Source organism: Pygmaiobacter massiliensis (assembly GCF_900199435.1).
Classification (GTDB): domain Bacteria; phylum Bacillota; class Clostridia; order Oscillospirales; family Ruminococcaceae; genus Pygmaiobacter; species Pygmaiobacter massiliensis.
This window is the reverse complement of the sequence record NZ_OAML01000003.1, coordinates 1,480,619-1,506,386: the sequence shown is the minus strand read 5'-3', so window position 1 is coordinate 1,506,386 and position 25,768 is coordinate 1,480,619. Positions and strand designations below refer to the sequence as shown.

At 51.6% G+C, this 25,768-nt stretch carries 20 protein-coding genes and 1 other annotated feature; of the genes, 14 read left to right on the top strand and 6 right to left on the bottom strand.

The annotated features are described in order from the left end of the window. Window positions 1–5: 5 nt before the first annotated feature. From C1A11_RS11770 to C1A11_RS11745, 6 genes are all read right to left on the bottom strand, one after another. Complete coding sequence (locus tag C1A11_RS11770) at window positions 6–1,049, bottom strand: sugar phosphate nucleotidyltransferase (RefSeq protein ID WP_102050642.1); 1,044 nt, start codon at window positions 1,047–1,049, stop codon at window positions 6–8. A gap of 50 nt (window positions 1,050–1,099) precedes the next feature. Continuing rightward, window positions 1,100–2,263, bottom strand: a complete 1,164-nt coding sequence (locus C1A11_RS11765; RefSeq protein ID WP_102050641.1) for a LegC family aminotransferase — start codon at window positions 2,261–2,263, stop codon at window positions 1,100–1,102. A 37-nt stretch (window positions 2,264–2,300) separates the two neighbouring features. Further along, window positions 2,301–2,918, bottom strand: a complete 618-nt coding sequence (locus C1A11_RS11760) for a hypothetical protein (RefSeq protein WP_102050640.1) — start codon at window positions 2,916–2,918, stop codon at window positions 2,301–2,303. Next, window positions 2,915–4,966 (bottom strand): hypothetical protein, encoded by a 2,052-nt coding sequence (locus tag C1A11_RS11755; RefSeq protein WP_102050639.1) that lies wholly within the window; start codon window positions 4,964–4,966, stop codon window positions 2,915–2,917. The genes C1A11_RS11760 and C1A11_RS11755 overlap by 4 nt, the downstream gene beginning before the upstream one ends. Before the next feature lie 36 nt (window positions 4,967–5,002). Continuing rightward, a complete protein-coding gene (locus C1A11_RS11750; protein WP_102050638.1) occupies window positions 5,003–6,607 on the bottom strand; it encodes a DUF2142 domain-containing protein in 1,605 nt (534 codons plus the stop codon). A gap of 151 nt (window positions 6,608–6,758) precedes the next feature. Next, window positions 6,759–7,742, bottom strand: a complete 984-nt coding sequence (locus C1A11_RS11745; protein WP_102050637.1) for an NAD-dependent 4,6-dehydratase LegB — start codon at window positions 7,740–7,742, stop codon at window positions 6,759–6,761. Window positions 7,743–8,123: 381 nt separating this feature from the next. Between C1A11_RS11745 and C1A11_RS11740 the strand changes: the two genes are divergently transcribed. The 14 genes from C1A11_RS11740 to C1A11_RS11675 all read left to right on the top strand — a co-directional run bounded on the left by C1A11_RS11740 (window position 8,124) and on the right by C1A11_RS11675 (window position 25,723). Beyond that, window positions 8,124–9,668, top strand: a complete 1,545-nt coding sequence (locus C1A11_RS11740; RefSeq protein WP_180950343.1) for an MBOAT family O-acyltransferase — start codon at window positions 8,124–8,126, stop codon at window positions 9,666–9,668. Window positions 9,669–9,720: 52 nt separating this feature from the next. After that, window positions 9,721–10,767: a hypothetical protein gene (locus C1A11_RS11735; RefSeq protein WP_102050635.1), complete on the top strand. Its 1,047-nt coding sequence runs from the start codon at window positions 9,721–9,723 to the stop codon at window positions 10,765–10,767. Further along, a complete protein-coding gene (locus C1A11_RS11730) occupies window positions 10,767–12,080 on the top strand; it encodes a surface carbohydrate biosynthesis protein (protein ID WP_102050634.1) in 1,314 nt (437 codons plus the stop codon). The genes C1A11_RS11735 and C1A11_RS11730 overlap by 1 nt, the downstream gene beginning before the upstream one ends. Before the next feature lie 9 nt (window positions 12,081–12,089). Beyond that, the gene (locus C1A11_RS11725; protein ID WP_102050633.1) at window positions 12,090–13,328 is read left to right on the top strand and encodes a lipopolysaccharide biosynthesis protein; all 1,239 of its coding nucleotides are present in this window, start codon (window positions 12,090–12,092) and stop codon (window positions 13,326–13,328) included. Between the two features lie 137 nt (window positions 13,329–13,465). Continuing rightward, the gene (locus tag C1A11_RS11720) at window positions 13,466–14,584 is read left to right on the top strand and encodes an N-acetyl sugar amidotransferase (RefSeq protein WP_102050632.1); all 1,119 of its coding nucleotides are present in this window, start codon (window positions 13,466–13,468) and stop codon (window positions 14,582–14,584) included. A gap of 275 nt (window positions 14,585–14,859) precedes the next feature. Next, complete coding sequence (locus tag C1A11_RS11715; protein ID WP_102050631.1) at window positions 14,860–15,483, top strand: LexA family protein; 624 nt, start codon at window positions 14,860–14,862, stop codon at window positions 15,481–15,483. A 184-nt stretch (window positions 15,484–15,667) separates the two neighbouring features. Next, window positions 15,668–15,932, top strand: a binding site (T-box leader). 135 nt (window positions 15,933–16,067) lie between these two features. Then, the gene (locus C1A11_RS11710; RefSeq protein ID WP_102050630.1) at window positions 16,068–16,820 is read left to right on the top strand and encodes a methionine ABC transporter ATP-binding protein; all 753 of its coding nucleotides are present in this window, start codon (window positions 16,068–16,070) and stop codon (window positions 16,818–16,820) included. 28 nt (window positions 16,821–16,848) lie between these two features. Continuing rightward, on the top strand, window positions 16,849–17,520 hold the full coding sequence (locus C1A11_RS11705) for a methionine ABC transporter permease (protein ID WP_102050629.1): 672 nt from the start codon (window positions 16,849–16,851) through the stop codon (window positions 17,518–17,520). A gap of 210 nt (window positions 17,521–17,730) precedes the next feature. Then, a complete protein-coding gene (locus C1A11_RS11700; RefSeq protein WP_102050628.1) occupies window positions 17,731–18,591 on the top strand; it encodes a MetQ/NlpA family ABC transporter substrate-binding protein in 861 nt (286 codons plus the stop codon). A 193-nt stretch (window positions 18,592–18,784) separates the two neighbouring features. Continuing rightward, on the top strand, window positions 18,785–20,260 hold the full coding sequence (locus C1A11_RS11695) for a sodium:solute symporter family protein (RefSeq protein ID WP_102050627.1): 1,476 nt from the start codon (window positions 18,785–18,787) through the stop codon (window positions 20,258–20,260). Then, the gene (locus tag C1A11_RS11690; protein WP_180950342.1) at window positions 20,241–21,950 is read left to right on the top strand and encodes a sensor histidine kinase; all 1,710 of its coding nucleotides are present in this window, start codon (window positions 20,241–20,243) and stop codon (window positions 21,948–21,950) included. The genes C1A11_RS11695 and C1A11_RS11690 overlap by 20 nt, the downstream gene beginning before the upstream one ends. A 54-nt stretch (window positions 21,951–22,004) precedes the next feature. Further along, window positions 22,005–23,360: a sigma-54-dependent transcriptional regulator gene (locus tag C1A11_RS11685; protein ID WP_102050625.1), complete on the top strand. Its 1,356-nt coding sequence runs from the start codon at window positions 22,005–22,007 to the stop codon at window positions 23,358–23,360. A 246-nt stretch (window positions 23,361–23,606) separates the two neighbouring features. Next, window positions 23,607–24,374, top strand: a complete 768-nt coding sequence (locus tag C1A11_RS11680; RefSeq protein ID WP_102050624.1) for a LamB/YcsF family protein — start codon at window positions 23,607–23,609, stop codon at window positions 24,372–24,374. Window positions 24,375–24,466: 92 nt separating this feature from the next. Then, window positions 24,467–25,723, top strand: a complete 1,257-nt coding sequence (locus tag C1A11_RS11675) for an NRAMP family divalent metal transporter (protein ID WP_102050623.1) — start codon at window positions 24,467–24,469, stop codon at window positions 25,721–25,723. Window positions 25,724–25,768: the final 45 nt, after the last annotated feature.

Below are 25,768 nucleotides of genomic sequence, written 5' to 3'. Positions count from 1 at the left end.
GCTTTTTAGCGATTTTCCAGCCGACGGCGCATCTGTTCCAGCTCTTCCAGCTGGCCCATGTCCATCCAGCTGTTTTCACTTACCGGGTAAACGCCAATTTTTTCGCCCGCGTGGCGGTAATTCTCCATAATGTCGGGGAACCCGATTGGCGTGTCCTCGGCCAGCTCTTCAATGACGCGCGGCTCAACAACATACACGCCGGTATTGGTGAGAAAATTCATCTGTGGCTTTTCGGTGACGTTTTTAATCTCGCCCTCATTGCCCAGCTCGATAACACCGTACGGAATTGTGATGTGCTTAAATGCACAGACCACCGTGATGAGGTTACCGGAATTTTTATGGAACTCGTAAATGTCACCGTAGTCGGCATCGATGAGAACATCGCAGTTGGTGAGGAAAAAGGTGCTGTCCAGCTGCCCTTTCAGCAGAGATAAGCCACCGCCGGTGCCCAGCGGCTTGTCCTCGTCCACATAGCTGATTTCATAGCTTTTTTCAAGGTCGTTGAAGTAGCTTTTAATCATGCTTTTTTTGTAGTTGACAACAAGGTGAAACTGTTTGCAGCCAAAATTGTGGAAGCGATTGATAATATGCTCCGCAATCGGCAGCTCACCAATGGGGATAAGCGGCTTGGGCAGAATTTTGGTGTAGGGGTAAAGCCGTGTGCCAAGCCCGCCCGCCATAACAACGACGGGCAGACCTGCGTTTTTATGGGTATCCACGTCGAGATCCCCTTCAAAAACCACATCGGTGATGCAGCCGCGCTTATCCAGCAGCGGCAGTGCATCAATAGAATGTTTCAGCAAAAGGTCCCTCGCTTCCCTGCGGCGCTCTACCGGCAGCGACTTAGGGCTGTAATTCGCCATTTTGGTGATGGGGTCCGCCAAGGCCCCACCCCGCAAGATGTGACGGCGGATGTCACTATCGGTTACAACGCCGCGCAGCTTGTTGTGGGGCGCGATGAACAAAATGCGGTGGCCGGTTTCGTCCAGCCGCTGCATCGCCTCCAGCACGGTTTTATCTTCTTCTATCAGCAATTCGTCGAGTTTCATGGCGAACCTCACTTTATGTGTTGCTCGGGGTGGTTTACCCCGGCTGCTGCTCAGTAAGCGAGCAATGCTTCAACAACGCGCTGTGCGTCCTCCAGCGAAAGGTTGGTGGAGCAGGGCAGGTTGACGATTTTTGCGCGGTAATCTTCGGCTTTTTCCATGCCGTGTGCTTCATTGTCCACATAGGGTTTCTGTTCGTTGATGAGCGCCCATACCGGACGAGTCTGAATTTTCTCTTCGTCCGACAGCTTGTGAATCAGCGTATCGCGGTCATGACGTGCATCTTCCAGGTAAAGGCTGAAGAACCAGTGGTTCGAGCGGATATCGGTGCGGAACGGCAGAATACGGTAGCCGTTCTTGCCGTCCAGCGCATTTTTATAGAATTCATACAGCTCCATCTTGTGGGCAATAAATCCTTCCAGCTGCTCCATCTGAGCAAGGCCCATAGCAGCCTGCACGTTGGTGAGACGGTAGTTGTAGCCAACTGCCCCGTGGTAGAACTGCACCAGGTCATCTTTTGCCTGGGTAGAAAGATATCTTGCACGCTCTGCCCAATCCGGGTGGTTGGAAACCAGCATGCCGCCGGCACCGGTGGTGACGATTTTGTTGCCGTTAAAGCTGTAAACGCCAACATCGCCGATGGTGCCTGCCATTTTACCTTTTAATTCGCCCTCGGTGTAATAGGTGCCAAGTGCTTCGGTAGCGTCCTCAATCAGCACAAGGCCGTATTGTTTGGCCATCGGCACAAAGCGCTCCATTGCGGCCATATTGCCGAATACATGTACAACGACCATGGCAGAAACATGCTTGCCTGTCTTTTTGTTGTAGCATTTGCCGTCACGCATTTCGCAGCTGTCACGCAAAAATGCCTCCGCGGCATCGGGGTCCATGCAAAGTGTGTCGTCGCAGCCGATGAAAACGGGCTCGGCAAAAACGTAGCGGATGGGGTTGACTGCCGCAATAAAGGTAAGTGCCGGAGCAAGTACCTCGTCGCCGGGGGCAACACCTGCTACCATCTGTGCCAAGTGCAGGCCGGAGGTGCCGCTGTTGCAGGCAACTGCGGTCGGCATGCCGGTATATTCAGCAAGTTTCTTTTCAAATTCGCCAACCAGGCTGCCACCGGTGGATACCCACTCGCTGACAACAGCCTCGTTGACATACTCTTTTTCTTTTCCCGAGAAATTAGGTACCGACAGCGGAATAAACTTCTTTTCCATTACAAACCCTCCATAACTGTGCCGATTGTACGGCATTTTATTGGCCCCGTCGCCCCAAATGGGCGACCACGGCACGTAAATAAGCAATCGCGCTGGCAATCAGCGCGGGGAACACAGCAAAGGCGACCAACCATGCGCTGGTCGGGGCAAACCACGAAAGTGCGGAAACCGCCGGATTCAGCGTTACTGAGGTCATCTCCATCTGAATACCGGGATAAATGCCCGGGTCAAGCCGCAACCCATAAATTTTATCCTGCGGCAGCCGGAACGAATAGACGCCGTTCTCCTCTTCTTTTGCCCACAGGCGATAATTGGCGTCAAAGTCCTCCATATTGGGCTTGGGCTTATAAAATAAGGTGAACTCGCCGGGGTCCAGGTTGATAAATTCAACCTGCACTTCTACCCGGCTCACCCGCTCGGGGCAATTTTGCAGCATCATGCGCGGGTCATCTGTGGTGGTTACCAAGCTGCCATCCGGCTGCTGCTCCAGATTCAGTGTCTCAAACGCATCCGCAGTGAGGGTCAAAGTTTCCATCTTGCCGGTGCTGCGCCAAAAGGCATCCATGCCCAGCTGCACCACCGCCAGCAAAAGGCTGGCAAGCAAAAAGCCTGCATAACAAAGTGCAACGAGCTTTTTATTGTTCAGTTTTTTCATCGTACGCCTCCCATGTCCACGGGGGAAAGCCGCAGCGCGTCCTCTGCCCCGCTGACCTCATAGAGGTTGGTTTCGCCGTTTTTCACCGCGGCAAGCCCATCGGTGAAAAGGTCGCCGTAGTTCTCTTCAAAAATACCGTCCACCTTGTCAAAGTACAGCTTGGTGCATCCGGTATCGGTGAGATAACGCTGGAAGTTTTCACGGGTGAGTTTCATGCCGACATATTCTTTGTGCTGCTGCTCGGTCAGGCCATTCGGCACTGCCAGTTCGGTCAGCTGGGCATCCGCAGAAAGTGTGCCGCCGCCAAGGCTGTAATCCGTCAGCACAGGATAAAACTCGTAGTAATAAACAAACCATGCCATGCCATCATCACCCTGGCTGACGAAGAACACTTTGTCGTCTTCGTCCATGACTGCTTTTGCAGCAGCAACGTTGGCACTTTTGCGGCGCATCTCTGAAAAATAGCTGTCCGGGTAATCAATGATGCAAAGCTGCGGACGCACAAAGCTGGTAAACCGCCAAATGCCGCCCACCGCAATCAACAAAAGCAAAAGCCGCGCCACATTGGCAGGCCCGGTGTGTTTCAACGCGGTCGCAACCAGCGCCAGAGCCATCAGGAACCATCCCAGGTAATAGGGGTAGATATATCGGTTGTAAGAGACCAGTGCCTCTGCCTGGAAATCTTTAAACACATACACATACATAAACGCGTTAAAGATATAAAACGCAACAAACCCCAGCGAAGAAAGCAGCGCAAACCATGCTGTGCGAATTTTATGGCGACGGTCGCCGCAGAGGAACGAAATCAGCAACAGTGTAAGAATGACGCAGACTACGATTAAACCGGAACCGTTGAGCAAACGAAGCAACAGGTTGCTGCTTTGGCCGGAACCAAGGCTGAACATACTTAGGCTGTCTGCATAAAAAGCGCGGGTCATGTTGTCCATTACCTGCACAAATTTTTCGCTTTTATTGGGGCTGAACAGTTCGATAATGCCGGTGAACACAAGCTGCACCATGCCCATCTCTTCTGCGCCGCCTACCTCAAAGCGCGAAACATTGAGGAATACCGACATATGCTTTGCCCAGCCGAAGAAAGCCGCAAACGGCCCCACGACGAGCAGCACACACCAGCCGATTTTGGCCCACCAGCTGCGCAGCTTAAAGAGGACAACTTCGCTTTTTTCCACAAAAAGCAGGTCAAAGCCGATTAAAGCAGCGGCGATGAGCGCCAGCGCAAAGCCCATGTCTTTCGTCAGCGATTCCGCCGTGACAATCAGCACTGCGCCAACCAGTGCAATGGGTGTCTTTTTTTGCTGTGCAAAGTAAAATGCCACCGCGCCGCCGAACAAAAGCCCCATCGGAATGTCGGCATACGAGGACATATAGACGGTAGAAACATAGATAACGCGCAGGTAAACGGTGAGCAAAAACGGAGTGAGCAGGCAGAGCACCGACATCGGCGCCGCAATGGCCCAATCCTTTTTCTCCAGCATTGCAAACACTGCGGCAAAAATCGCGAGCATTAGCAGGTCGTAGGCTGCAAACACTTTCCACGCCACAAAGCCCGTGCCAAGGAATTGGAACGCCTGGTCGAGCAAAATAAGGCCCGGTACATAGGTTGTAACCCGCAGGTTGCCCGGCACGGCAGTGTACATATGCCCGGTGGTTTTTACAACTTTCGGTGCGATGCTCCAAAAGCTGAACTCATCCCACTCCATCGGAATCGGCTGCCGAATCGCAAGGTACGCAATTACCACAACACCAACAGCGACAAAGAACACGCTGGACAGTGTGACGAGCTGTGAAAAATTGATGTTTTTGCGCTGTCGTACCAGCCACACCAGGGCCAAAGCACCGAGTGCAAACCAGGCGATGCCCGCCGCAAGCAGCAAATCGAAAAAGCCAAACAGTGTGTAGAACACCATAGTGCCGGCCATCACAAACAGGGGTGCTGTGCCCGCAGAAAGCCCGGTTTTCGCCGAGATTGCCGCGGCCATCAACAACACCACTGCAAAGGTCACAAGCACACAGATAAAATCAAACATGAAAAGGCTCCTCCCAGAGCGTGTATTTTCTAGCGGTTACGCGCCGATGTAATAAGTTTGGAACAACAGCAGCGCGCTGATTATTGCAAAAACAAATGAAATATGCAGCATCCGCCATTCCGGCGGGGTCTTTTGAGTGGTTTCGCGAGTCATCTTTTGCAACTCCATCGTTTTGCCGCACAGCATTGCCATCAGCGCAAAGCCGACAAAGAAGGCCGCAAGCAAATAGCGTGTTTGCACACCGAGAATCTGTACCATTGTATAAGGGGTGCTGGTGAGGTACATGCCGGTGTAGGTAAAACCATAAAACAAAACGCCGGTGAGGCCCAGCACCCAGCCGGTTTTTGCTTTTGCCCGTGCGCCGCAAAGCGCGTCAAACCCGGCAGAGAGCATCAGCAGCAGCGGTGTAAAGTACGAAACGAACGGTACAATCGCGTCGCGCCAGCCGAACACGCCGCCCGAGAACAGCTCGCCTTTATTCAGGTAAACAGAGTAAACAAAAACAGCAAGGTACCGCACAGGGTTAGAGAGAATAAACTTCATCTGGTCGCCTGGGCGGATGCCGCCAAGCTGGTAGGTCAGCCCCTGATAATTGCTGAGCAGCGCCGTGTGCAGCGTCTGTGCTCCGTAAATCAGCAGTGTGCCCAGCAGCAATGCTGCTGCAAGCGCCCAGCCCCATCGTTTACCGGTAAGCTTTTTGCCGCGCACCGTCCATTCGGTTTTGGGTATTAAGAAGACAAGCGGCAGCAGCGCCAGAAAATTATATTTTGCGGTAAACAGCACACCAAAGCTCAAAGCCAAGGCAACCGCTCTGCGGGTAGTTACTCCGTCTGAAAGGCAGATGCCGATGAACAGCCAGGTAAGGCCGAGCAGCACGGCATCGCTGCTGGTAGAGCCCGCCATAAACAGGGCAATGGGCACCAGCATCAGCGCTGTCAGCACCGAGCGAAACTGTTTGCAGCAGCGCATGCCGCCATAGCAGCACAGCGCGTAAAAAAGCAAATTTGTCAGCCTGCCAAGATACATACAGACCAAAGCGCTGGCACCGAAAATACGCCCTACTGCCATACCGGCGGCGGCCGGCAGATGCGGCAGCGCCTGCTGAATCCAGGTTTCTGCATTCGGCGCGGTGGTATCGTTTGCGGCAAGGTCGGCGCGGTAGCGCTCAAAGGCATCGGCAATGCTATGGTCGTCGCTGAGCGGCATTTCCCAGTTATAATTTCCCGGGAAATCGCGCACCAGCAAATCCACATCAGCCGGGAATTCCTCCTGCTGATCAAACGCGAAATTGCCGCCTGCCAAAGAGTAGGCGCGCAAGAAGTGCATGTTTTCGTCTGGGGCCTGCAACGGTGGGTTTGCAAAAACAAAGCCCAGCCCCGCTACAAACACCAGAATTGCGCATTTGAGTGCGTAATTTTGTTTGATGAAGTGTGCATTGAGAAAAACAAGCAGATATAAAACGGAAAAGCCACCGCAAACAAGTGCGGTAGCCGTCCATGCGCCAAGCGCAGAAAAATCGTACGCGACACGCCAGTAATAAATCAATCCTACGCCGCAGCAAAGCACGACGAAATACCCAAGCACCCACCAAAAGGCCTGGCTTTTGCGCAGCCGGTCAAAACGTCCTTTTTCTGTTGCCATAATCGTGACGGTTCCTTTCTGGGGATGTGTCCTTCCTCGCCCGCAGGGGGCAGGACGATTTGTGACAGCTTTAAGGCTTGGCCTGTTTTAACAAGCAGGCAGGCCGTAGCTGTACAGCAGGCATTTGCGGCATCTTCTGCCGCGGCCTTGCTTAAACGTTGTAAATGTCGGTTTTATAATCGGAGAGGTGATTTTTGAGCCATGCGATGGTCTCGGCAAGGCCTTCTTCAAAGGTATAAGCAGGGGCCCAGCCGGTCATAGCACGCAGTTTTTCCGCATTGCCCAGCAGACGCTGCACTTCGCTCTTTTCGGGGCGCAGGCGGTCCTCTTCGCAAACAATCTTTGCTTCGGGATTAATCTGGCGAATCAACTCGTTTGCCAGGTCGCCAATCGAAATCTCGCGGCCGGTAGCAATGTTGATCTCCTGACCAATCGCCTCTTTGCAGTCTGCAATTGCCATAAAGCCGGAAGCAGTATCCTTGACATAGTTGAAGTCACGGGTCGGCGCAAGGCTGCCGAGGTGAATCTCGGTTTTGCCGGCAAGCAGCTGGGTGATGATGGTGGGGATAACAGCGCGGGCCGACTGGCGTGGGCCGTAGGTGTTAAACGGGCGCACGATGGAGAGCGGCAGGTTGAAGCTGCGGTAGAAGCTCTCCGCCAGGCGGTCGGCACCGATTTTGGTTGCCGAGTAGGGACTCTGGCCCTGGTACGGATGGTTCTCATCAATGGGTACATACTGAGCGGTGCCATATACCTCGCTGGTGGAGGTGACCATCAGACGGTCGGTGCCGAGGTCGCGTGCGGCCTGCAGCACATTCAGCGTACCTTTAATATTGGTATCGACGTAGCTGTCTGGGGAATGATAGCTGAAGGGAATTGCGATGAGGGCTGCGAGGTGGTATACCCGCTCTTGTCCCTGCATTGCAGTGCGCACGCCGTTGGGGTCGCGAATATCGCCCATGAAGATTTCAATCTCGTTTTTGATTTCGGGGGCAAGCGAATCAATCCAGCCATAAGAACCAAACGAATTGTAGTAGCAAAATGCTTTTACGCGCTCGCCTTTTTTGACCAGTTCCTCGGTGAGGTGGCTGCCAATGAAGCCGTCGGCTCCGGTGACCATAACGGTATGTGCCATAATTGAAGTCTCCTTCTATTCTGTCGTTGCTGCCGGGCAGCAGAATCGTTTTTTGAAACCGTATTGCAAAGCGCAGAGAGCTGCTTTCTTCTTTATTTTGCACAGCACAGCTGCCCTTTACGGCTTACACTCTATTTTTTCTTTCTCAGTATATAGTAATACAAGCATTTTTTCAAGTTTTTTGCCGCCGCTTACAGCCTGCCGCGCTTTACAGAAAGCAGCATTGTGCTTATAATAGAACTATTATTGTAGGGTAGTGTTGTCTCAAGTCGGTGGTTTCGTAAGAACTAACGAGGAGCAACTTTTCTTTTTGTGCAGCTCGCACAAATGCCCTGCGTCCCTAAAATCTGTCTTCGCCCTTTGAAAGGATTGTTTATCAAGATGCAGCTTACCTCTGTTTTCTATCCGTTTTTCTTTGCCGCGACGGCTTTGCTTTATTTTTTGCTGCCTCGCGTGCAAAACGCCATTCTGCTGGCCGCCAGCCTGCTGTTTTACTGGTTCAACCTGCCCCATGGTGAAACGGTAGCACTTTGGCGCACAGCGCTGCCGCTGGCGGTGCTGCTGCTCAGCATTCTTTTTACTTTTTATCTTGGCCGACGTATTGAAGCGGCAAAAGACACCCAAAAGAAAAAACTCGTCGCAGTCGGCGTTGTTGTGCTGATTGTCGTGCTCGCCTTCTTCAAATATGCCAATTTTGTACTGCCCACCCTGCTGGGGCTTACCTCCTTGGCAAAACTGGGGTTGCCGCTGGGCATCAGCTTTTATACCTTTGCCAGCATTGGCTATCTGGTAGATGTGGGCCGCGGCAAAGCCAAAGCCGAAACAAGTCTGGTGCGCTGGGCTGTATTTGTCTGCTTTTTTGGCACAATCACCTCCGGCCCTATCTGCCGCGCAGGCAAACTGCTCCCGCAGCTGGCGCAGGAGCACCATTTTGAATACCGCCGCACCACCGATGCACTGCGCCTTGCGCTGGTCGGCTTTTTCAAACAGATTGCAGTTGCCAACGTCATCGGCCTTGCGGTAAACACGGTGTTTGAATCCGCTGCCGATTACAGCGGTGCAATCTTGTTTATGGCAGCACTTTTTTATGCATTGCAGCTTTATTTCGAGTTTTCCGGTTACTCTGACCTTGCTCTTGCCAGCGGCGCGCTGCTGGGGCTGGAGCTGCCGATTAACTTTCAAACCCCCTATTTCGCCACCAATTTCTCTGGTTTTTGGAACCGCTGGCACATGAGCCTTTCCGGCTGGCTGCAAGACTATCTGTTCTTGCCGCTCGTTTGGGGCGGCTGGCAGACCAAGCTGCCCGTCATCGGCAAAAAGTGGGACACACCTCCCGTATTGAGCAGCCTTTTTATCACATTTTTCATCAGCGGTCTCTGGCATGGCAATACTTTGCCCTTTGTAGTATGGGGCATTTTGCAGGGCGTTTACCGCATTGGGGAAGAATTGCTGCACAAATACTATAAAAAGCCCAAAAAGCGGCCAGGTCTTGCACTGCGCTGCTTTAAAACCGTCTGTGTGTTTTTGCTTTGGAGCGCGAGCCTTGTATTTTTCCGACTTGGGCTTGTTGCGGATGCGACTATCGGCGACTGCTTTGGTTTTTTCGGGCATATCGTCACAAACCTTTCACTCGGCACGCTGAACAAAGATTTAACCGCACTTGTCGCCGGGGCATTTTACAGCAACACCATTATGGTGCTGGGCTATTTTGCTTTTGTGGTACTTGTACTTGCACTCGCCTTTTTCATGGATTGGCGTCAGTGCTTTAAAATGAAAAACGCGCACATCAGCACTGCTTTTGTCAAGCTTGCCATGGTGCCGCGCTGGCTTGTTTACTGGGTGCTTATCACCCTTACCCTGATTGGTCTTATTATGCAGAGCGGCGGCTACGGCGGAAATGTCAGCTTTGCCTACGCAAACTTTTAACGCTTGACTTTTGGACAAGCCGACCTCTCTCCAGAAAGGATTCGTCATCATTATGAAAAAATTACTGCCGAAGCTGGCGCTGGCGCTGGTGCCTTTTCTGCTTTATTTTGCGATTTTTGCTATGTTCGACCCGTACAACTACTTCGGGCTGCAAAAAACCACCAATACCAACAACCCCATCTCACGCGTACAGGGCTTTTTAAAAGAGCCGTCCGATCATATTATTCTCGGTGACAGCCGCCTCGCCCACTTTGATGCAAATCTCATCAAACAGGCAAGCGGTGAGCAATACTATAATCTTGCTTTTGGCGGTGCCAGCCTGGAAGAAAGCCTCGACCTTTTTGAGTATGCCTATGCCCAAAACCCGAACCTGAAGCATGTGGTACTTGGGCTTAGCTTCTACACGCTCAATAATGCTTACGGTTCGGTCAGCCGCATGGCGACTATTGAAACCCAGCTGGAAAACCCGTTTGCTTACCTGTTCAATCTGGAATATAACGTGAATATGCTCACAAATATCGCGAACAAACTTTCCGGCGCTGCGGATGTGACCGAAGAGGAAACCCGCAACCCGCTGCCAGACGACTTGCTGGATGCTTCCGGCGCCGAGTTAAGCTACCGCCGTGACCTGCTGCTTTATGCAACCCAGCTTTACGGCAACTGCGCGCAGCCGGGTACCCTTGGCACACTGAGCGCACAGCAGCAGACTGCCCTGCGTGAAAAAGGTGAAGGCGCATTAGCACTGCAAAACGAGCTGCTTTCGGTACAGCCGGCAGATGCTAAATTTGCTATTAATCAAAAACAACTTGACCGCCTGCTGAAACTGGTAGAAACCTGCCGCGAAAAAGGTATTGCACTGACCATCGTGCTTCCGCCGATGGATCAGAGCGTGCGCGACCTCGTCTGCCGCCCGCTTGGCATCGACAAACAGATGCAGGACGTGCTGACCCAGCTAACGGCGAGCGGCGCCCATGTGCTGGATTATGAATGGACGAATACACTCGGCTTTACCGAGGCGCAGTTCTATGACGGCTTCCATCTGGATACCCGCACAGGTCTGCCCTACTTTACCGAAACGCTCTTTCGCGAGGTGGCATAATGGCGCTTGATTTTTTGATTTTATACGAACACGTTGTGCGCGAGTACGAAAGCCTGCTGCTGCTAAAGCTGGAGCTGGAGCGCCGCGGCTATTCTGTAGAGATTCGCCAGCTTTTAGACCGCAAAAAACTACGCTATTTCACCTATAAAAAGCCCCGCGTGCTGGTATCCAGCAATATGTACGACAACGAGGGGCTGAATAGCCACGTTTATAATAATGTAGGCCGTTGCCAGCGGGTTGTTAACCTGCACTGGGAGCAGATGCTTTCGGATACACAGGAGGAAGAAGCCTGGTTTAACTTTGCAGGCAATGCAAAAAAATGTGTGCAGACCTGCTGGGGCGAGCTGACCCGCCAGCGGCTGATTGCCCACGGCGTGCCGGAGCAGAACGCTGTTGTCACCGGCGCGGTGATGATGGATTTTGTGCGCCCGGAATTTGAGGGCTATTTTCGTACCAAAGCAGAGCTTTGCAACGCCTTTGGGCTGGACTCCGAAAAACGGCTGACGCTTTACATCTCCAGCTTTGGCTATGCTTCGATGGACGATGCCGAAGTGGCGGAGCTTTCTAAAATGGCAGGCACCGACTTCGGCGAATTTGCACGGGTGAACCGCAGCAGCATGAAAACCACTCTCGACTGGTTTGACCGATATCTCGGCGAGCACCCGGAGGTAGAGCTGGTCTACCGCCGTCATCCTTCAGAATGGAACAGCCCTGCCCTTGCTGAGCTGGCAGCCAAACGCCCGAATTTTCATGTTATCTTTGAAGATTCTGTAAAACAATGGATTGTTGCCGCCGATGACATTTTCATCTGGATGAGCACTGCAATTGCAGAAGTTTATTTTGCCAAAAAGAACTGTCAGATTTTGCGTCCGGAGCCGATTCCGCATGAGTTTGACCCGGTCATCTATGCGGGTGGCCGATATGTGACTGACTATGCAGGCTTCGCCGCTGCCGCGCAGCAGACCGAGGCAGCTTTTCCCGTAGATGCCGCGCGCATTGAGGGCTATTTTGACAACGGCACTGCACCTGCTTACCTGCGCATGTGTGATTTACTGGAAGAGATATACCGCAGCGAGCCGCGCGACACTCCGTTCGATGCCGAGTTCCAGCCTCGTTTTAATCTGCTCAAATTTTTCGCTCTCGGCGGCGTGCATCTGCTTTATGCGCTGAAGCTGGAGCCCAAAAAGGTGTTTTTCTTTAGCAAGCCTTTGGCAGACTTTGCCCAGCGCATCTACGGTTATGTAGATAAAGCACATATCTCAAAAGCCGAAATTACAAAAATGGAAGAGCGCATCGCGCCGTTCGTCCGGTAAGGAGCCGCTATGTCAGACCAAAAACAGATGCGCCGCAACCTGCTGTTCAACACGGTAGGCAACCTTATCTTTTTTGCCTGCCAGTACCTCACCAACCTTTTGGTGGTATGGCTGGGCGGCTATGAGGATGCGGGCCTTTTAAGCACCGCCATGACGATTGCCAGTGCAGCGCTCAGCTTTGCCTGTTATGGTATGCGCACCTTTCAGGTCTCCGACCTTTCGGGAAAATATTCTGACGCTACCTATGTGCTTAGCCGTGCCATCACCACGACTCTCGCTTTCGCAGCAGCAATGATATTTGCTCTTAAAAACAGCTATTCGCCGCTTCAAAAATCCATTATTGTCGTCTATACTCTTTACCGACTTATTGAGGCTGATGTAGACGTTTGGCACGGTTTTTTGCAGCGTGCAGAGCGAATGGATCTTGTCGGTGTCAGTTTCGGCATCCGCGGCCTGCTTTCCGCAGTGAGTTTTATTCTCGGACTTGTGCTGATGAAAGAGCTATATCCCACTATTGCGGTCATGCTGGCAACCAATCTGCTGTATGCCGTCTTTGTAGACCGTCACCAGGGGCGCACTTATGCAGATTTTCAAAAAACCGGAAGTGCGGGCGTTTTCGCTTTGCTTTGGGAGTGTGCACCTCTTGCACTATATAGCTTTTTAAACGTGCTGGTTTCCAGCGTGCCGAAATATTTCTGCGAGCGCCTTTTGGGTACCGTACAAATGGGTTATTTTAATAGCATTTTTGCGCCCGCTGCCATTATCCAAGTAGGCGCAACCTATCTTTTTGTCCCGTTCATCACCACCTTTGCCCGGCTTTGGAATGAAAAAGACGGCAAAGGTTTCCGCAAAGCGGTTACACTGGCAGCTGCTTTTCTCGCAGCACTGCTGCTGCTTGGGTTTGCCGGGGTGGCAGTTGCCGGGCGCTGGGGGCTTTCCATCCTTTATTATGGCAAGCCGGAAATTTTAGCTTATACTTCACTGCTTTATCCGTTAATCGGCTGCACTGTTCTCACCACGGGCGTACTCATCGAGTGCCATCTGCTTACCATTATGCGCGAGATGAAAGGCCTGATTGTCGGCAACATTGCCGGCATCGCTGTAAGTCTTGCGATCAGCCACCCGCTTACCGTCGGTTTTGGCGTATACGGCACTGCCTTTGCCACTATGGCAGCTTTAATTGTGCAGATGATTGTGCTGGGTCTATTTATGCTTTTACGCAGCCATCGACAGTTTGGAGCAAAATAGGATTGATTTTCCTTTTCTTTTTGCCGCCAACGTGGTATCCTAACAACAGAGTAGCGTCCCCCAATTAGCCCTTGGGGCAGCTGTAGGGGCGCACCGTTGATATAATCGTTTTATTTCATCCATCAGGGAGGTTAAATATGAAATACTGTAAACGCTGCACGATGCCTGACACTCGTCCCGGCATCACCTTTGACGAGCAGGGCGTTTGCTCTGCCTGCACCCATTATGATCACCGCGACGACATTGATTGGGATGCCCGCTTTGAAGAGTTTAAAGCGCTGTGCGATAAATACCGCGGCTGCAACGGCCCCGGCGGCTACGACTGCGCTGTTGCTGTTTCTGGCGGCAAAGACAGCCATTTCCAGGTTTACATGCTCAAAGAAGTTATGGGCATGAACCCGATTCTCTTCTCGGTAGAGGACAACTTCCCGATGACCGAGGCTGGCAAACACAACCTGCGCAACATCAGCGAGGCTTTCGGCTGCACTATCATCAGCTGCAAACCCGATGTAAAAGTGCAGAAAATTTTGATGCGCAAATTCTTTGAAAAATACGGCAAGCCGACCTGGTACGTCGACCGCCTGATTTATACTTTCCCCCTGCATATGGCAGCAAAATTCAACGTACCGATGCTCTGCTACGGCGAAAACGTCAGCTACGAGTACGGCGGCGGCAATGATGTTGAAACTTATTCTGCAAAGGACCAGATCAACAACGGTGTTGCTGTCGGCATGCCGATGGAAGAGCTGCTCGGCGACGGAGTCACCGAGAAAGACCTCTCGCTGACTTTGGCCCCAAGCCAAGAAGAGCTGGACCGCCTTGACCCGTTCTATATGAGCTATTTTGTGCCCTGGAACAGCGTAAAGAACTACGAGATTGCAAAACGCTACGGTTTCCACGACCTTTCCAACGAGTGGGACCGCACCCACCATGCCGAGAACTTTGACCAGATCGATTCCCGCGCATATCTCGTGCACTCCTGGCTCAAATACCCGAAGTTCGGCCATGCTGCGGCAACCGATTACACTGCACGTTATATCCGTTACGGCCTGCTCACCCGCGAGGAGGCTATCCCCATCATCAAACAGCGTGACGGCGCACTCGACCGCAAATGCGTTGAGGATTTCTGCGATTTCTGTGGCTATACCGAAGCGGAATTCTGGACCATTATGGACAAGTTCTATAACCGTGACCTGTTCAAAAAAGACGAGTATGACCGCTGGGTGCTCAAAGAGCCCATCTGGGAAGAGAAATAAGTCTTACCAAAAACAGACGACCTTTTCGGCCGTCTGTTTTTTTGCGCAAATTTTCCACAAGGCACAGCTGTGTTGGTTGAAAACTTATCGGTTGCATCCCTGCTCTTTTCCGATTTTACTTTTATTTTATAAATTCAAACGCCAGATATAACGTATCGTTTGCTGACAGTAGCGCCGGAAACTCGCATGGCACAGGTAAAATCGGTAACAATTGAGTTTTTATCCAATTTTTGTTATGATGATTTTATCTTATAAATAAGGCTTGGGTGAAAGATATGACAGTAGGACAGCGCGTGGCAGCGCGGCGTGCAGAATTAGGATTAAGCACCGCAGAGCTCGGCAAAGCCTGTGGCCTTTCTGCCGCAGCAATTGAGCGATACGAGGCTGAAATTTTGCCTTTGCGCCGCACCATTGCAATGAAACTGGCGCCGCAGCTTCAGCTTACACTGCCTGCCTTAATGGGCTGGGAAGAGTCGTTGCCTACCTGCGCTATGGCGGTTTCAAAGTGTGCTCAAATTCCCGTGCTGGGTGTTATCCGGGCCGGAGCGCCGATTTTTGCAGAGGATCAGATTTTGCGTTATGAACCTGCCGATGTGGAGAGCGCAGACGGCCGGTTTTATCTGCTGGTAGAAGGCGACTCTATGATTCATGCAGGTATTGTTGATGGTTGCCGCGTACTTTTTAACGCGAACCTCACCCCCGAAAACGGCTGTATTGTGGCCTGTCTGGTGGGCGGCGAAAACGCTACTATCAAACGCTACCGCGAAGATACGGACGGCATTACACTCTGCCCGGAAAATCCAAACTATGCCCCGATTCATGTCTCCCGCCGGGAATTTGAAACCGGGTGGGCGCGTGTTTTGGGTGTCGCCGAAGAAGTTGTGCATCGGCTCAAATAATTTGGCTTTAATTTTCGGTCATTTCAATACTTTTAGTATATTTTCTTTTATGTTTTACATTTTTTATTTAAAAATTGTGCAATAGTGCAAATAAATCATCGTTTTGTTGCGCAAAATTCCGTGAATTTTTACGGGTTGCTTTTACAAGAACTTATCGTATAATGAAATTACAACCGAACACAACACAAAAACATTGATGAGAAGAGTAAGCTTTCGCTGCTTTTACAGAGAGTGCCCCATTTGCTGGAAGGGGTATAAAGCAAACATCGCCGAACATGGTCTCTGAGTTGTGCACACGAGCTTTCGGGTTAGTGTGCAACGGGTCCACCCGTTATAGTGGCAGGCTGTAAAAGGATTTGATTCCGGAGCAGCTGTAAAGGCAGAACACCGCAAGGTTTCTGCGAAACAAGGTGGTACCACGAGTAGACGTTATGGCTCTCGTCCTTGAAGCAATTCAAGGACGAGGGCTTTTTTATTTTGTTTTGCAGCCCCTGCGGGCGGCTTTTTATAGAGCGTTACAGCTAAAATTACGATATTCAAATTACTCGTCCCGGTTTTTTAACGACATCAGGGAGGTCACAGATATGATTCAGATTGAACATTTAACAAAAATTTTTGGTGAAGGCACTGCTGAGGAATGCGTCGCATTAAAAGACGTTACCTTTACCATTGCAGACGGGGATATTTTCGGCATTATCGGCATGAGCGGTGCAGGCAAAAGCACACTGCTGCGCTGCCTGTCTCTGCTGGAAACACCCACCTCCGGCTGCATTTTGCAGGATGGTGTAGATATCTCTACCCTGCGAGGCAAAGCACTGATTGATGCACACCGCAAAACCGGCGTGGTGTTTCAGGGTTATAACCTGCTCATGCAAAAAACGGTTGCAGACAATGTCGGTTTTCCGCTCCGTTTGGCGGGCAAAAAAAAGGCCGAGATTGCCCCGCGTGTGGCAGAGCTGCTGGAACTTGTCGGCCTTGCCGACAAAGCTTCTGCTTATCCCGCTCAGCTTTCGGGCGGACAAAAGCAGCGCGTTGCCATTGCTCGGGCGCTGGCCTCTAACCCTGAGGTACTTCTTTGTGACGAGCCAACTTCCGCGCTCGACAGCCTGACTACCAAGCAGATGTTGGCCTTGCTTAAAGACATCAATGCAAAGCTTGGGATTACCATTGTCATCATCACTCACGCCATCAGCGTGGTACGCACCATCTGCAATAAAGTGGCGGTAATCGACGCTTCACAGTTCGCAGAGGGCGGTGAAACCAAAGCCATCTTCGCGCACCCGCAAAGCAATATTACCCGCTTGCTGCTTGGCAAGGACGAGGCCCGCGAGGCCTAAGCCTTATTTGTGAAAGGAAACTACTGTTATGACTGAATTGTTAGCCCGGTACGGTTCGCTGCTTGTCACCGCAACCGCCGAAACTTTATATATGACTTTGATCTCTACCGCCTGCGCATATCTTTTGGGGCTTCCCCTGGGTGTGCTGCTTACGATTACCTCTAAAGGCGGCATTCTGGAAACCCCGCGCTTTAACGCGGCTTTTGGCTGGGTGATTGATATGCTGCGCAGCCTGCCGTTTATGATTTTGATGTTTTTCGTTATTCCGCTTACTCGCCTCATTGCCGGCACCTCGATTGGAGCAACCGCTGCCATCGTTCCGCTCGTTATCGCCGCTGCACCGTTTGTGGCGCGCATGGTAGAGCAAAGCTTGCGGGAAGTAGACCATGGCGTACTGGAAGCCGCCCGCTGCATGGGCGCTACGCGCTGGCAGATTGTCACCCGCGTATTGCTGGTAGAAAGCGTGCCCAGCTTGGTGCGCGGCCTTTCCATCAGCACCATTACCATTCTCGGTTATACGGCTATCACCGGCGCCGTCGGCGCCGGCGGCCTGGGCAATCTCGCCTTCCGCTTTGGTTACCAGCGCTATGAAAAAGACATTATGTATTTTACTATTATCCTGCTTATCATTTTGGTTTGTATTATCCAAACTATTTTCAGCATTATCGCAAAACGCTCTGACAAACGTCAGTCGGTTTAATCTTATCGCGTTATTTTGAGGCATTTTCACGCAAAGAGCGTACGGCTTTGCAGAACACTGCTTTTACAAAATAAAAAGGGGCATCGCCCCAACTGTATAGAGAGACCCCGAAAAAGGGGAATGGGAAAGTAGGTCTTACAATAAATGGAGGGCCTCGCAAACTGTGCCGCACTCAGCGCACGCACGGTTTTAAGAAAGGATTGATATTTTATGAAACATACCATCAAACTTGTGGCGGCAAGCCTTGCCCTTGCCCTCGCCTTTACCGCCTGCGGCTCTTCCGCATCTTCCTCTGCACCGGCTGCCTCTTCGGCAGCAAGTTCTGCACCGGCAAGTTCCGGCACCAGTGTCACGCTCAAAGTCGGTGCTTCCCCTGCGCCCCATGCTGAAATTCTCGAGCAGATAAAACCGCTGCTTGCAGAGCAGGGCATCAACCTCGAGATTGTTCAGTTCGATGACTATGTGCTGCCGAACACCGCCCTCGAAGACGGCGACCTCGACGCCAACTACTTCCAGCATCAGCCGTACCTCACCGATTTTAACGAGAAAAACGGCACTCACATCGTTTCCATTGGCTCCATCCACTTTGAGCCGCTTGGTCTGTATGCCGGCAAAACCGCTTCTCTGGAATCTATCCCTGACGGCGCTGTCATCGGCATCCCCAGCGACAACACCAACGGTGCCCGTGCCCTGCAGCTGCTTGCGGCAAATGGCCTGCTGACCCTGAAAGACGGCGTTGGCCTTTCCGCTACCGAGCTGGATATCGCAGAAAATCCGCACAACATCAAAATTAAAGCACTCGAAGCAGCACAGCTGCCCGCCAGCCTGCCCGACCTTGATTTTGCTGTAATCAACGGCAACTATGCAGTAGGTGCAAAAATTGCAGATAAAGTAATTGCAACCGAAGACAAAGACAGCGAAGCTGCGCAGACTTTCGCAAACATTCTCTGCGTACGCGAAGGCAATGAATCTCGCCCGGAGCTGAAAGCACTGCTTGCTGCACTGCAGAGCGACACCGTGCGCGATTACATCAACGCAAGCTATGAGGGCGTAGTTGTTCCTGTTTTCTAAACTGCCTTAAAAGCTTTTGCCTATGGCGCGCCATTGCGGCAAAAATAAACACCGGCACCTTCGTTTTGAGGGTGGCGGTGTTTTTTTGCGCTGCGAAGCAGCGCGATTCTTTCCAAAAAGCGATGATTTGTGGTAAGATAAAAAGAAATATGGCTTTGTGTTGCCAGTCTTTTGCGGAAAGGAACCTGCCACGATGAACAAAACCTTGGTTTACTTGATTTTCTTTGCGGTGTATTCCGCCATTTTGCTGATGATCGGCAAGGGCAGCTTGCGCGACAGCAATACCATCAGCAAATTTTTCATCGGCGAGCGCAAACTCTCTGTCTGGCGCTGTATGGCCACCTTTACCGGCACCTGGATTTCTGCCGCCACCATTCTCAGCCTTACCGGCAATGTTTACGAAAACGGCTACCCGGTGCTGCTGTATTCGGTTTTCCCCTGGTTTGCAGGCGGTTTCTTGCTCCTCGCCATCAGCGACCGGCTGTACGAAAATGACATTACCACCATCCCTGAACTTTTTTACAAACGCTATCATTCCCGTGGGTTACAGGTGGTGTACGGCATCATTTTTATCTGCGTTTACGTATTTTATCTGGTTATTCAAATCAAGGGCTTCGGCATCGTGGCTTCTACCCTATTTGGTATTCCGTATTCTATTTCGGTGCTGCTGGTTTACCTTTTTATACTTTATACTACGTTTGGCGGCTACCAGTCGGTCAGCCGCAGCGATGCTTTCAATCTGATTCTGCTTACCATCAGCATTACGGTGCTATTTTTCATTGTTACCAATCGCGCTGGGGGGCTTACCTCGATTCACATCAGCGCGCGGCACATCAGCGGATATGCGCATGCGGGGATTCCGTACAAAACCGAAGCGGGCGATTTGCTGAAAGCTTTCGGGAAAGGCCCGTACGCCCCTTTGATGAGTCTGAGCATGTTTTTTGGCTGGGGGCTTGGCCTTGCCGGCAACCCGCAGTACACTGTGCGCATGCTTTCTGCCAAAGATAAAAAATCTGCAAAAAAAACCGTAATCTGCTCGCTGTTGCTGCTCGCTTTTCTCTATTTTGCACTCACGCAAATTGGCCTTGGCATGCGCGTGCTGATTCCTTCGCTGCCGATGCTTGATTCCACGGACGAAATCGTGACCTATGTGCTGAATAACAACTTGTACAGTAGCTGGAGCGGCTTTTTCCTCTTTTCCATCATCGGGGCCTGCATTTCTACCGCCAACTCACAGCTGCTGCTCATCGCCTCTTCTTTTTCCTGCGACGTATTGCAGCCGCTCAGCCGCAAACCCCGGTCAGAATCCACACTGCTCTGGCTTTCTCGGCTTGCAATTTTGGTGGGCGGCACCTTTTCTTTGCTGCTTGCGCTTAGTCCCCCTTCCAGCCTGCTTTCTTACGGTGGCGACATCTGGGGTGTTATCAGTACCACATTGTTCCCCAGTATGTATGCAACGCTGCTGTTTAAAAAGACAAGCCGTGCCGGTGTTTGGGCCAGCGTAATAACCGGGCTTGCTTCTATTGCACTGCTTTACCCCATTTACTATGCAGGGCACCTTCCGGTGCATCCCGCGCTGCCCGGTGTCTGCCTTTCCTGCACGGCGCTCTGGCTTGGCTCGGTGCTGCGCCCGCCAAAGGAGGGAACTGATGAAAAAGCTGCGGCTTAAACTGACGATAGAAAACAAAATTCTGATTCCGTTTCTTGCCATCAGCATGCTTTCTATTTTGTGTTTCGGCATCATTTTATACTATAACGGTTACACCGTAAAAATGAGCAACAACCTGGAATCTGCAAACACGCTTGTGCGTTATATTGAAACCGACCTCGACACCATGCTGCCGCTGACAGATTCGGATGCGCTTCTCGAAAAATATCACGACTTAGGGCATGAGCGCATCGAAATTTTTGATGAAAACGGCGTTTCGTTGCTGGGAGGTCCGGTATATCAAACCATCCCGAAGGAAAACATTATTGCCGAAAGCCAGGACAATGTGCTTTCGTGGCGCATCTGCTACATCCTGGATCGCGAAGATTTTCAGGCAAGCTTGCTGGAAGAACAAAAATACATCATCATTGCCACCATTGCCCTACTGATTATCACGGTGCAGGTCAGCATTTTTGTTTCTTATAATATTTCCGAGCCGATTCGCTGTCTGTCCGAAATCTGCACCGAGGTTAGCGCTCACCCAGAGCGTCCCGCGGGCAAGATGGAAGAGTTCGCGACCCGACGGGATGAGATTGGCCAGTTGGCGGATGCCTTTCAGACGATGCTCAAAAATATCAACAGCCACACTGCGGAACTGCTCGAGGTGAAAACGCTCAACGAAAATATTGTTGAAAACCTGCCCACCGGCATTGTGGCATATACGCCTGCCGGCGAGGTTATTTGCATCAATTCCAAAGCCATTTCGATGCTGACCAACGAAGAATTCCGCAATCACGGCAAAACACTGCAGCAGTTGCTGGACCACATCCTTGCGACCGATCAGGTGTTGCATGACCCGCTGCGGCTGCAAAACGCCGAGGGCCGCACGCGTGCTTATGACGTTGGCGTCTGGCGGCTGCGCTGGTCAGATGAATCCGAATGGGGCACCCTTTGTACCATTGACGATATTACCTATAATAAGATGATGGAAGAAAAGGTGAGCGAAACCGAAAAGCTGGCCTACACCGGCAAGGTTGCAGCCATGCTGGCCCACGAAATTCGCAATCCGCTTGCCGGCATCCGCGCTTCTATCCAGGTCATCAGCCGCCGCATGGACGGCGAGCGTGACAAGATGCTTTGCAACAGCATGGTGCACGAGGTAGATCGCGTGAACGTGCTGATTGAAGATTTGCTGAATCTTTCACGTAAGCGCGAGAGCCAAAAAACATTGCTCAGCCTCAATGCCCTGTTTGATGAGCTGCTGATGCTCTACTCTAAAATTGCAGAAAACAACGGCATCAAAATCAATGCACTTGCCATGGGCAATCTTTCTCTCTATGCAGATGAATCCGAAATCAAGCAGGTGCTGGTGAATCTTATCAACAACAGTATTAAAGCGATTCCCAACGGGGGATGGATTGCGTTGCAGGCACGTGCCGAACAAGGCTGCATTGTTATTTTAGTCAAGGATAACGGGGTGGGCATGGACGAAGCCAAGCTGCGCGGCATCCTGGAGAGCCGTACTGATTCCGGTGCGAAAGCAAAGGCTGGGTACGGGCTTTCGATTGTGTCACAGCTGCTGGCACAAAACGGCGGCGAATTCCAGATTGAAAGCACCCCCGGCAAAGGCACGGAAATTACGATTATCTTTCGGCGGCAGGGCGAACTTTCTGATGAGGCCCGGCGGCGGCTTCCGACGGGCCAATGCTAACCTGCGCGCACCCAACTGCGCAACCGCTTTGTAACAGTTAAGGAGACGAGGAACATGAAATACAAGGTGCTGGTCATCGACGATGAATTCTTAATTCGAGTGTCGCTCGAGGACGGCCTTACCGATTTGGGCTATCAGGTCGAAACCGCTGCGTCTATTAAGGCAGGGCTGGAAGCTGTTGAGAGGTTTCGGCCAGATGCGGTGCTACTGGACAACCGCCTTGGCACCGAAGTAGGTACCAATTATATTGAACCCATCAAAAAAATAGACGAAGATATTCAGATTATCATCGTCACCGCTTATGGCACGGTGGCACAGGCCGTAGATGCCATCAAAAACGGGGCTTACGATTTTATTCAAAAGCCCTTTGATTTGGAAGAGCTGGATCTACTGATTCGCCGAAGTCTCGACCAACTGAAGAAAAACCGCAGCCTCGCCCTGCTGAAAGGCAAGCCGCGAGAGCTGATTGGTGCTTCGCCCGCCACCCAGCAGATTCGTCAGCAGATTGCACTGCTTGCCAAAAACGACAATGTGGACCTGCTGATTCGCGGCGAAACCGGCACCGGCAAAGAAGTTGTTGTAAATATGATTCATACCCTCAGCGCCCGCAAAGATGAGCCGCTCGTGAAAATTAATTGCAGCGCCATTCCCGATACTTTACTGGAATCGGAGTTGTTCGGCTACGAAAAAGGTGCTTTTACCGGCGCGGCAAAAACAAAAAAAGGCCTTGTGGAGCTGGCAAACGGCGGAACGGTATTTTTAGATGAAATTGGCGAGATGCCGCTGGCGATGCAAGCAAAACTGCTGACCTTTTTGGAGGACCGCTGCTTTAAACGGGTGGGCGGCCTTGCAGACATTGAAGTAAATGTGCGTATCATCGCCGCAACCAATCGCCATCTCGAAGACGAAATTGCGGCTGGCAATTTCCGCGAAGATTTATTTTATCGTCTGAATGTTATGCAGATTATGATTCCCCCTCTGCGCGAGAGGCGAGAGGATATTGAAATCATCGCTAAGTACTACCTTGAATATTTCAATCAGAAGTTCTCTAAATCCATTCACGCCATCGATCCTCTTTTTTTACAAGCAATGAACCAGCACTATTGGAAAGGTAACGTCCGTGAGCTGCGCAACGTAATGGAGCGGGCCGTGCTTTTTTGCGAAGGCGACTTGCTGGCTGGCGTAGAGCTTGCGCCTGGCAGCAAGCTGCAGGCCCCTGCTGGCGTGGGGCTCAAAGACCTCAACCGCGGGCCGATTAGTCTCGAGCAGGAGGTTGCGGCGCTGGAGCGCGCATATATTGACCAAGCAATGAAGCTGGCGGACGGCAATTATTCGCGTGCGGCCGAATTGCTGGGCTGTACCCGTTTTACCTTAAAGCGCAGGCTAGAGCAGAGCAACGCTGTGCTGTGAAATTTTGCTCAATGTGCAAAAACGAACAGGCCTAGTGTGCGAATTCGCACACTAGGCCTGTTTTTTCGTGCTCGTTCCTCTTAAAAATGGATATTGTTAAAAAATTATTTTTTCATGCAGATAAGCCAAACTTCACTCACATTAGCAGCTTTTTTTCGTCATCTCTTCTTTTTGGCATGATATTTGCTACTATATTAATCAGAGTAACTCAAAACCAAACTTATTTGAGTAAAGGAGCGTTTTGTGATGTACAAAGTAGATTTGAACAGCGACCTCGGTGAAAGTTTTGGCGCTTACACCATTGGCATGGATTCGGAAATTTTGAAGTACGTTTCTTCTGCCAACGTTGCCTGTGGCTACCATGCCGGTGATGCACTGGTGATGGAAAAGACCGTCACCTTGGCAAAAGAAGCCGGTGTAGCAGTAGGTGCCCACCCCGGTTTTCCCGACCTGATTGGTTTCGGTCGCCGCAACCTTGCTGCAAATGCAGAAGAGTTTAAGGCATACACCAAATATCAGATGGGCGCATTGATGGCTTACACCAAAGCTGCTGGCATTAAACTGCAGCACGTTAAGCCCCACGGCGCTATGTACAATATGGCAGCCAAAGACAAAAAGCTTTCTCTCGCCATTTGCGAAGCAATTAAAGAAGTAGACGACAGCGTAATTCTGCTTGGTCTTGCCAACAGCATGATGCTGGAAGCCGGCCGCGAGCTTGGCCTGCGTGTTGCAAGCGAAGTTTTTGCAGACCGCGCGTACTTAGAAGACGGAAACCTTGTGCCGCGCAGCCAGCCGGGTGCTGTTATCCATGATAAAGACCTCGCCATTGCCCGCACCGTGCGCATGGTTACCGAGGGCAAGGTGGAAACCATCACCGGTAAAGTCATCGACATCAAAGCAGATTCTATCTGCGTCCATGGCGACAACCCGTCCGCACTCGAGTTCGTCAAAAACATCCGTGCAGAGCTCGAAGCAAACGGCGTCACCATCGCCAACATTGACGCGATTGTCTAACTATTTGTATTTTTGCAGCTGAGTGTGTGGCTGCGGAATAAAAATGCGAGGCTGCGGCGGCAGCCTTGACGAAAAAACATATGGAGGAACTTATGAGTACATCGACCAACGACAAAAAGCCGGCAGCTAAAAACCCGGCTGCAAAACAGAGCACCTCGGTGCTGATCGGCGCTGCTTTTTTGATGGCTACTTCTGCCATTGGCCCCGGCTTTCTGACCCAGACCTCTACCTTCACCGCGCAGTATATGGCATCCTTTGCGACTGTCATCCTCTGCACCATCATTCTTGACGTCGTCACCCAGCTCAACGTATGGCGCGTCATCTGTGTTTCTGGCCTGCGCGGCCAGGATATGGCAAACAAAGTTTTGCCGGGCCTTGGCTATTTCCTCGCTTTCATGGTAGCACTCGGCGGTCTTGCCTTTAACATCGGCAACGTCGGCGGTGCAGCTCTCGGCCTCAACGCTCTGCTGGGCGTACCTGAGCACATCGGCTACTTTGTCATTGGCATTGCTGCCGTGGCACTCTTCCTCTCCAAAAACGCAAAAAAAGGTATGGACACTGCAACCAAAGTCATCGGCGGCGTTATCCTCGCTGTTATCCTCTTTGTTGCCCTTACCTCTAACCCGCCTGTTGGCACTGTTGTTACCACCGTCTTCGCTCCCGAAAATCCGGGCGACCTCATTCTGCCGATGGTCACTCTGCTCGGCGGCTCCTGCGGCGGCTACATTGCTTTTTCCGGCGCACACCGTCTGCTCGACGCTGGCATCTCCGGCGAAGAGAATATCTCCCAGGTGAAACGTAGCGTTATCACTGGTGTTAGCGTTTCTGGCACTGTTCGTGTTCTGCTGTTCCTCGCTGTGCTCGGTGTTTGCACTGCTGGCGGCGCAGAAGCTGCTGCCCAGATTTCCGGCGCTTCTAACCCCGCTGCTGAGGCTTTCCGCCTTGCTGCTGGCAACCTTGGCTATCGCCTGTTCGGTGTAGCTCTGATGGGTGCAGGCCTGACCTCTGTCATCGGCGCTGCTTTCACCTCCGTTTCTTTCCTCAAAACGCTCAACCCGTTTATCGAGAAAAACGAGAAATGGTTCATCATCGGCTTTATCACCGTTTCCACCCTCATCATGGCAGTGCTGGGCAAACCGGCGAAACTCCTCATTCTGGCTGGCGCTTTGAACGGCCTCATCCTGCCGCTCACCCTCATCTGCGTACTGTGCGCTTGCCGCAACAAAAAAATCGTGGGCGAAACCTACAAACATCCCACCTATCTCATCGTGTTTGGTGTTATCGCTCTCATCATCAGCGGTTACGGCGGAATCCGTTCTCTGCCCAGCCTGATGCAGCTCTTCGCATAAGACACTTTAAATTCATGCGGCTGTGCAAGGGCGCAGCCGCATGAG

What these genes read in the sequence shown, in the direction of transcription:
- C1A11_RS11770 (WP_102050642.1), bottom strand. Translation starts at nt 1,049, where the DNA reads ATGAAACTCGACGAATTGCTGATAGAAGAAGATAAAACCGTGCTGGAG.
- C1A11_RS11765 (WP_102050641.1), bottom strand. Translation starts at nt 2,263, where the DNA reads ATGGAAAAGAAGTTTATTCCGCTGTCGGTACCTAATTTCTCGGGAAAA.
- C1A11_RS11760 (WP_102050640.1), bottom strand. Translation starts at nt 2,918, where the DNA reads ATGAAAAAACTGAACAATAAAAAGCTCGTTGCACTTTGTTATGCAGGC.
- C1A11_RS11755 (WP_102050639.1), bottom strand. Translation starts at nt 4,966, where the DNA reads ATGTTTGATTTTATCTGTGTGCTTGTGACCTTTGCAGTGGTGTTGTTG.
- C1A11_RS11750 (WP_102050638.1), bottom strand. Translation starts at nt 6,607, where the DNA reads ATGGCAACAGAAAAAGGACGTTTTGACCGGCTGCGCAAAAGCCAGGCC.
- C1A11_RS11745 (WP_102050637.1), bottom strand. Translation starts at nt 7,742, where the DNA reads ATGGCACATACCGTTATGGTCACCGGAGCCGACGGCTTCATTGGCAGC.
- C1A11_RS11740 (WP_180950343.1), top strand. Translation starts at nt 8,124, where the DNA reads ATGCAGCTTACCTCTGTTTTCTATCCGTTTTTCTTTGCCGCGACGGCT.
- C1A11_RS11735 (WP_102050635.1), top strand. Translation starts at nt 9,721, where the DNA reads ATGAAAAAATTACTGCCGAAGCTGGCGCTGGCGCTGGTGCCTTTTCTG.
- C1A11_RS11730 (WP_102050634.1), top strand. Translation starts at nt 10,767, where the DNA reads ATGGCGCTTGATTTTTTGATTTTATACGAACACGTTGTGCGCGAGTAC.
- C1A11_RS11725 (WP_102050633.1), top strand. Translation starts at nt 12,090, where the DNA reads ATGTCAGACCAAAAACAGATGCGCCGCAACCTGCTGTTCAACACGGTA.
- C1A11_RS11720 (WP_102050632.1), top strand. Translation starts at nt 13,466, where the DNA reads ATGAAATACTGTAAACGCTGCACGATGCCTGACACTCGTCCCGGCATC.
- C1A11_RS11715 (WP_102050631.1), top strand. Translation starts at nt 14,860, where the DNA reads ATGACAGTAGGACAGCGCGTGGCAGCGCGGCGTGCAGAATTAGGATTA.
- C1A11_RS11710 (WP_102050630.1), top strand. Translation starts at nt 16,068, where the DNA reads ATGATTCAGATTGAACATTTAACAAAAATTTTTGGTGAAGGCACTGCT.
- C1A11_RS11705 (WP_102050629.1), top strand. Translation starts at nt 16,849, where the DNA reads ATGACTGAATTGTTAGCCCGGTACGGTTCGCTGCTTGTCACCGCAACC.
- C1A11_RS11700 (WP_102050628.1), top strand. Translation starts at nt 17,731, where the DNA reads ATGAAACATACCATCAAACTTGTGGCGGCAAGCCTTGCCCTTGCCCTC.
- C1A11_RS11695 (WP_102050627.1), top strand. Translation starts at nt 18,785, where the DNA reads ATGAACAAAACCTTGGTTTACTTGATTTTCTTTGCGGTGTATTCCGCC.
- C1A11_RS11690 (WP_180950342.1), top strand. Translation starts at nt 20,241, where the DNA reads ATGAAAAAGCTGCGGCTTAAACTGACGATAGAAAACAAAATTCTGATT.
- C1A11_RS11685 (WP_102050625.1), top strand. Translation starts at nt 22,005, where the DNA reads ATGAAATACAAGGTGCTGGTCATCGACGATGAATTCTTAATTCGAGTG.
- C1A11_RS11680 (WP_102050624.1), top strand. Translation starts at nt 23,607, where the DNA reads ATGTACAAAGTAGATTTGAACAGCGACCTCGGTGAAAGTTTTGGCGCT.
- C1A11_RS11675 (WP_102050623.1), top strand. Translation starts at nt 24,467, where the DNA reads ATGAGTACATCGACCAACGACAAAAAGCCGGCAGCTAAAAACCCGGCT.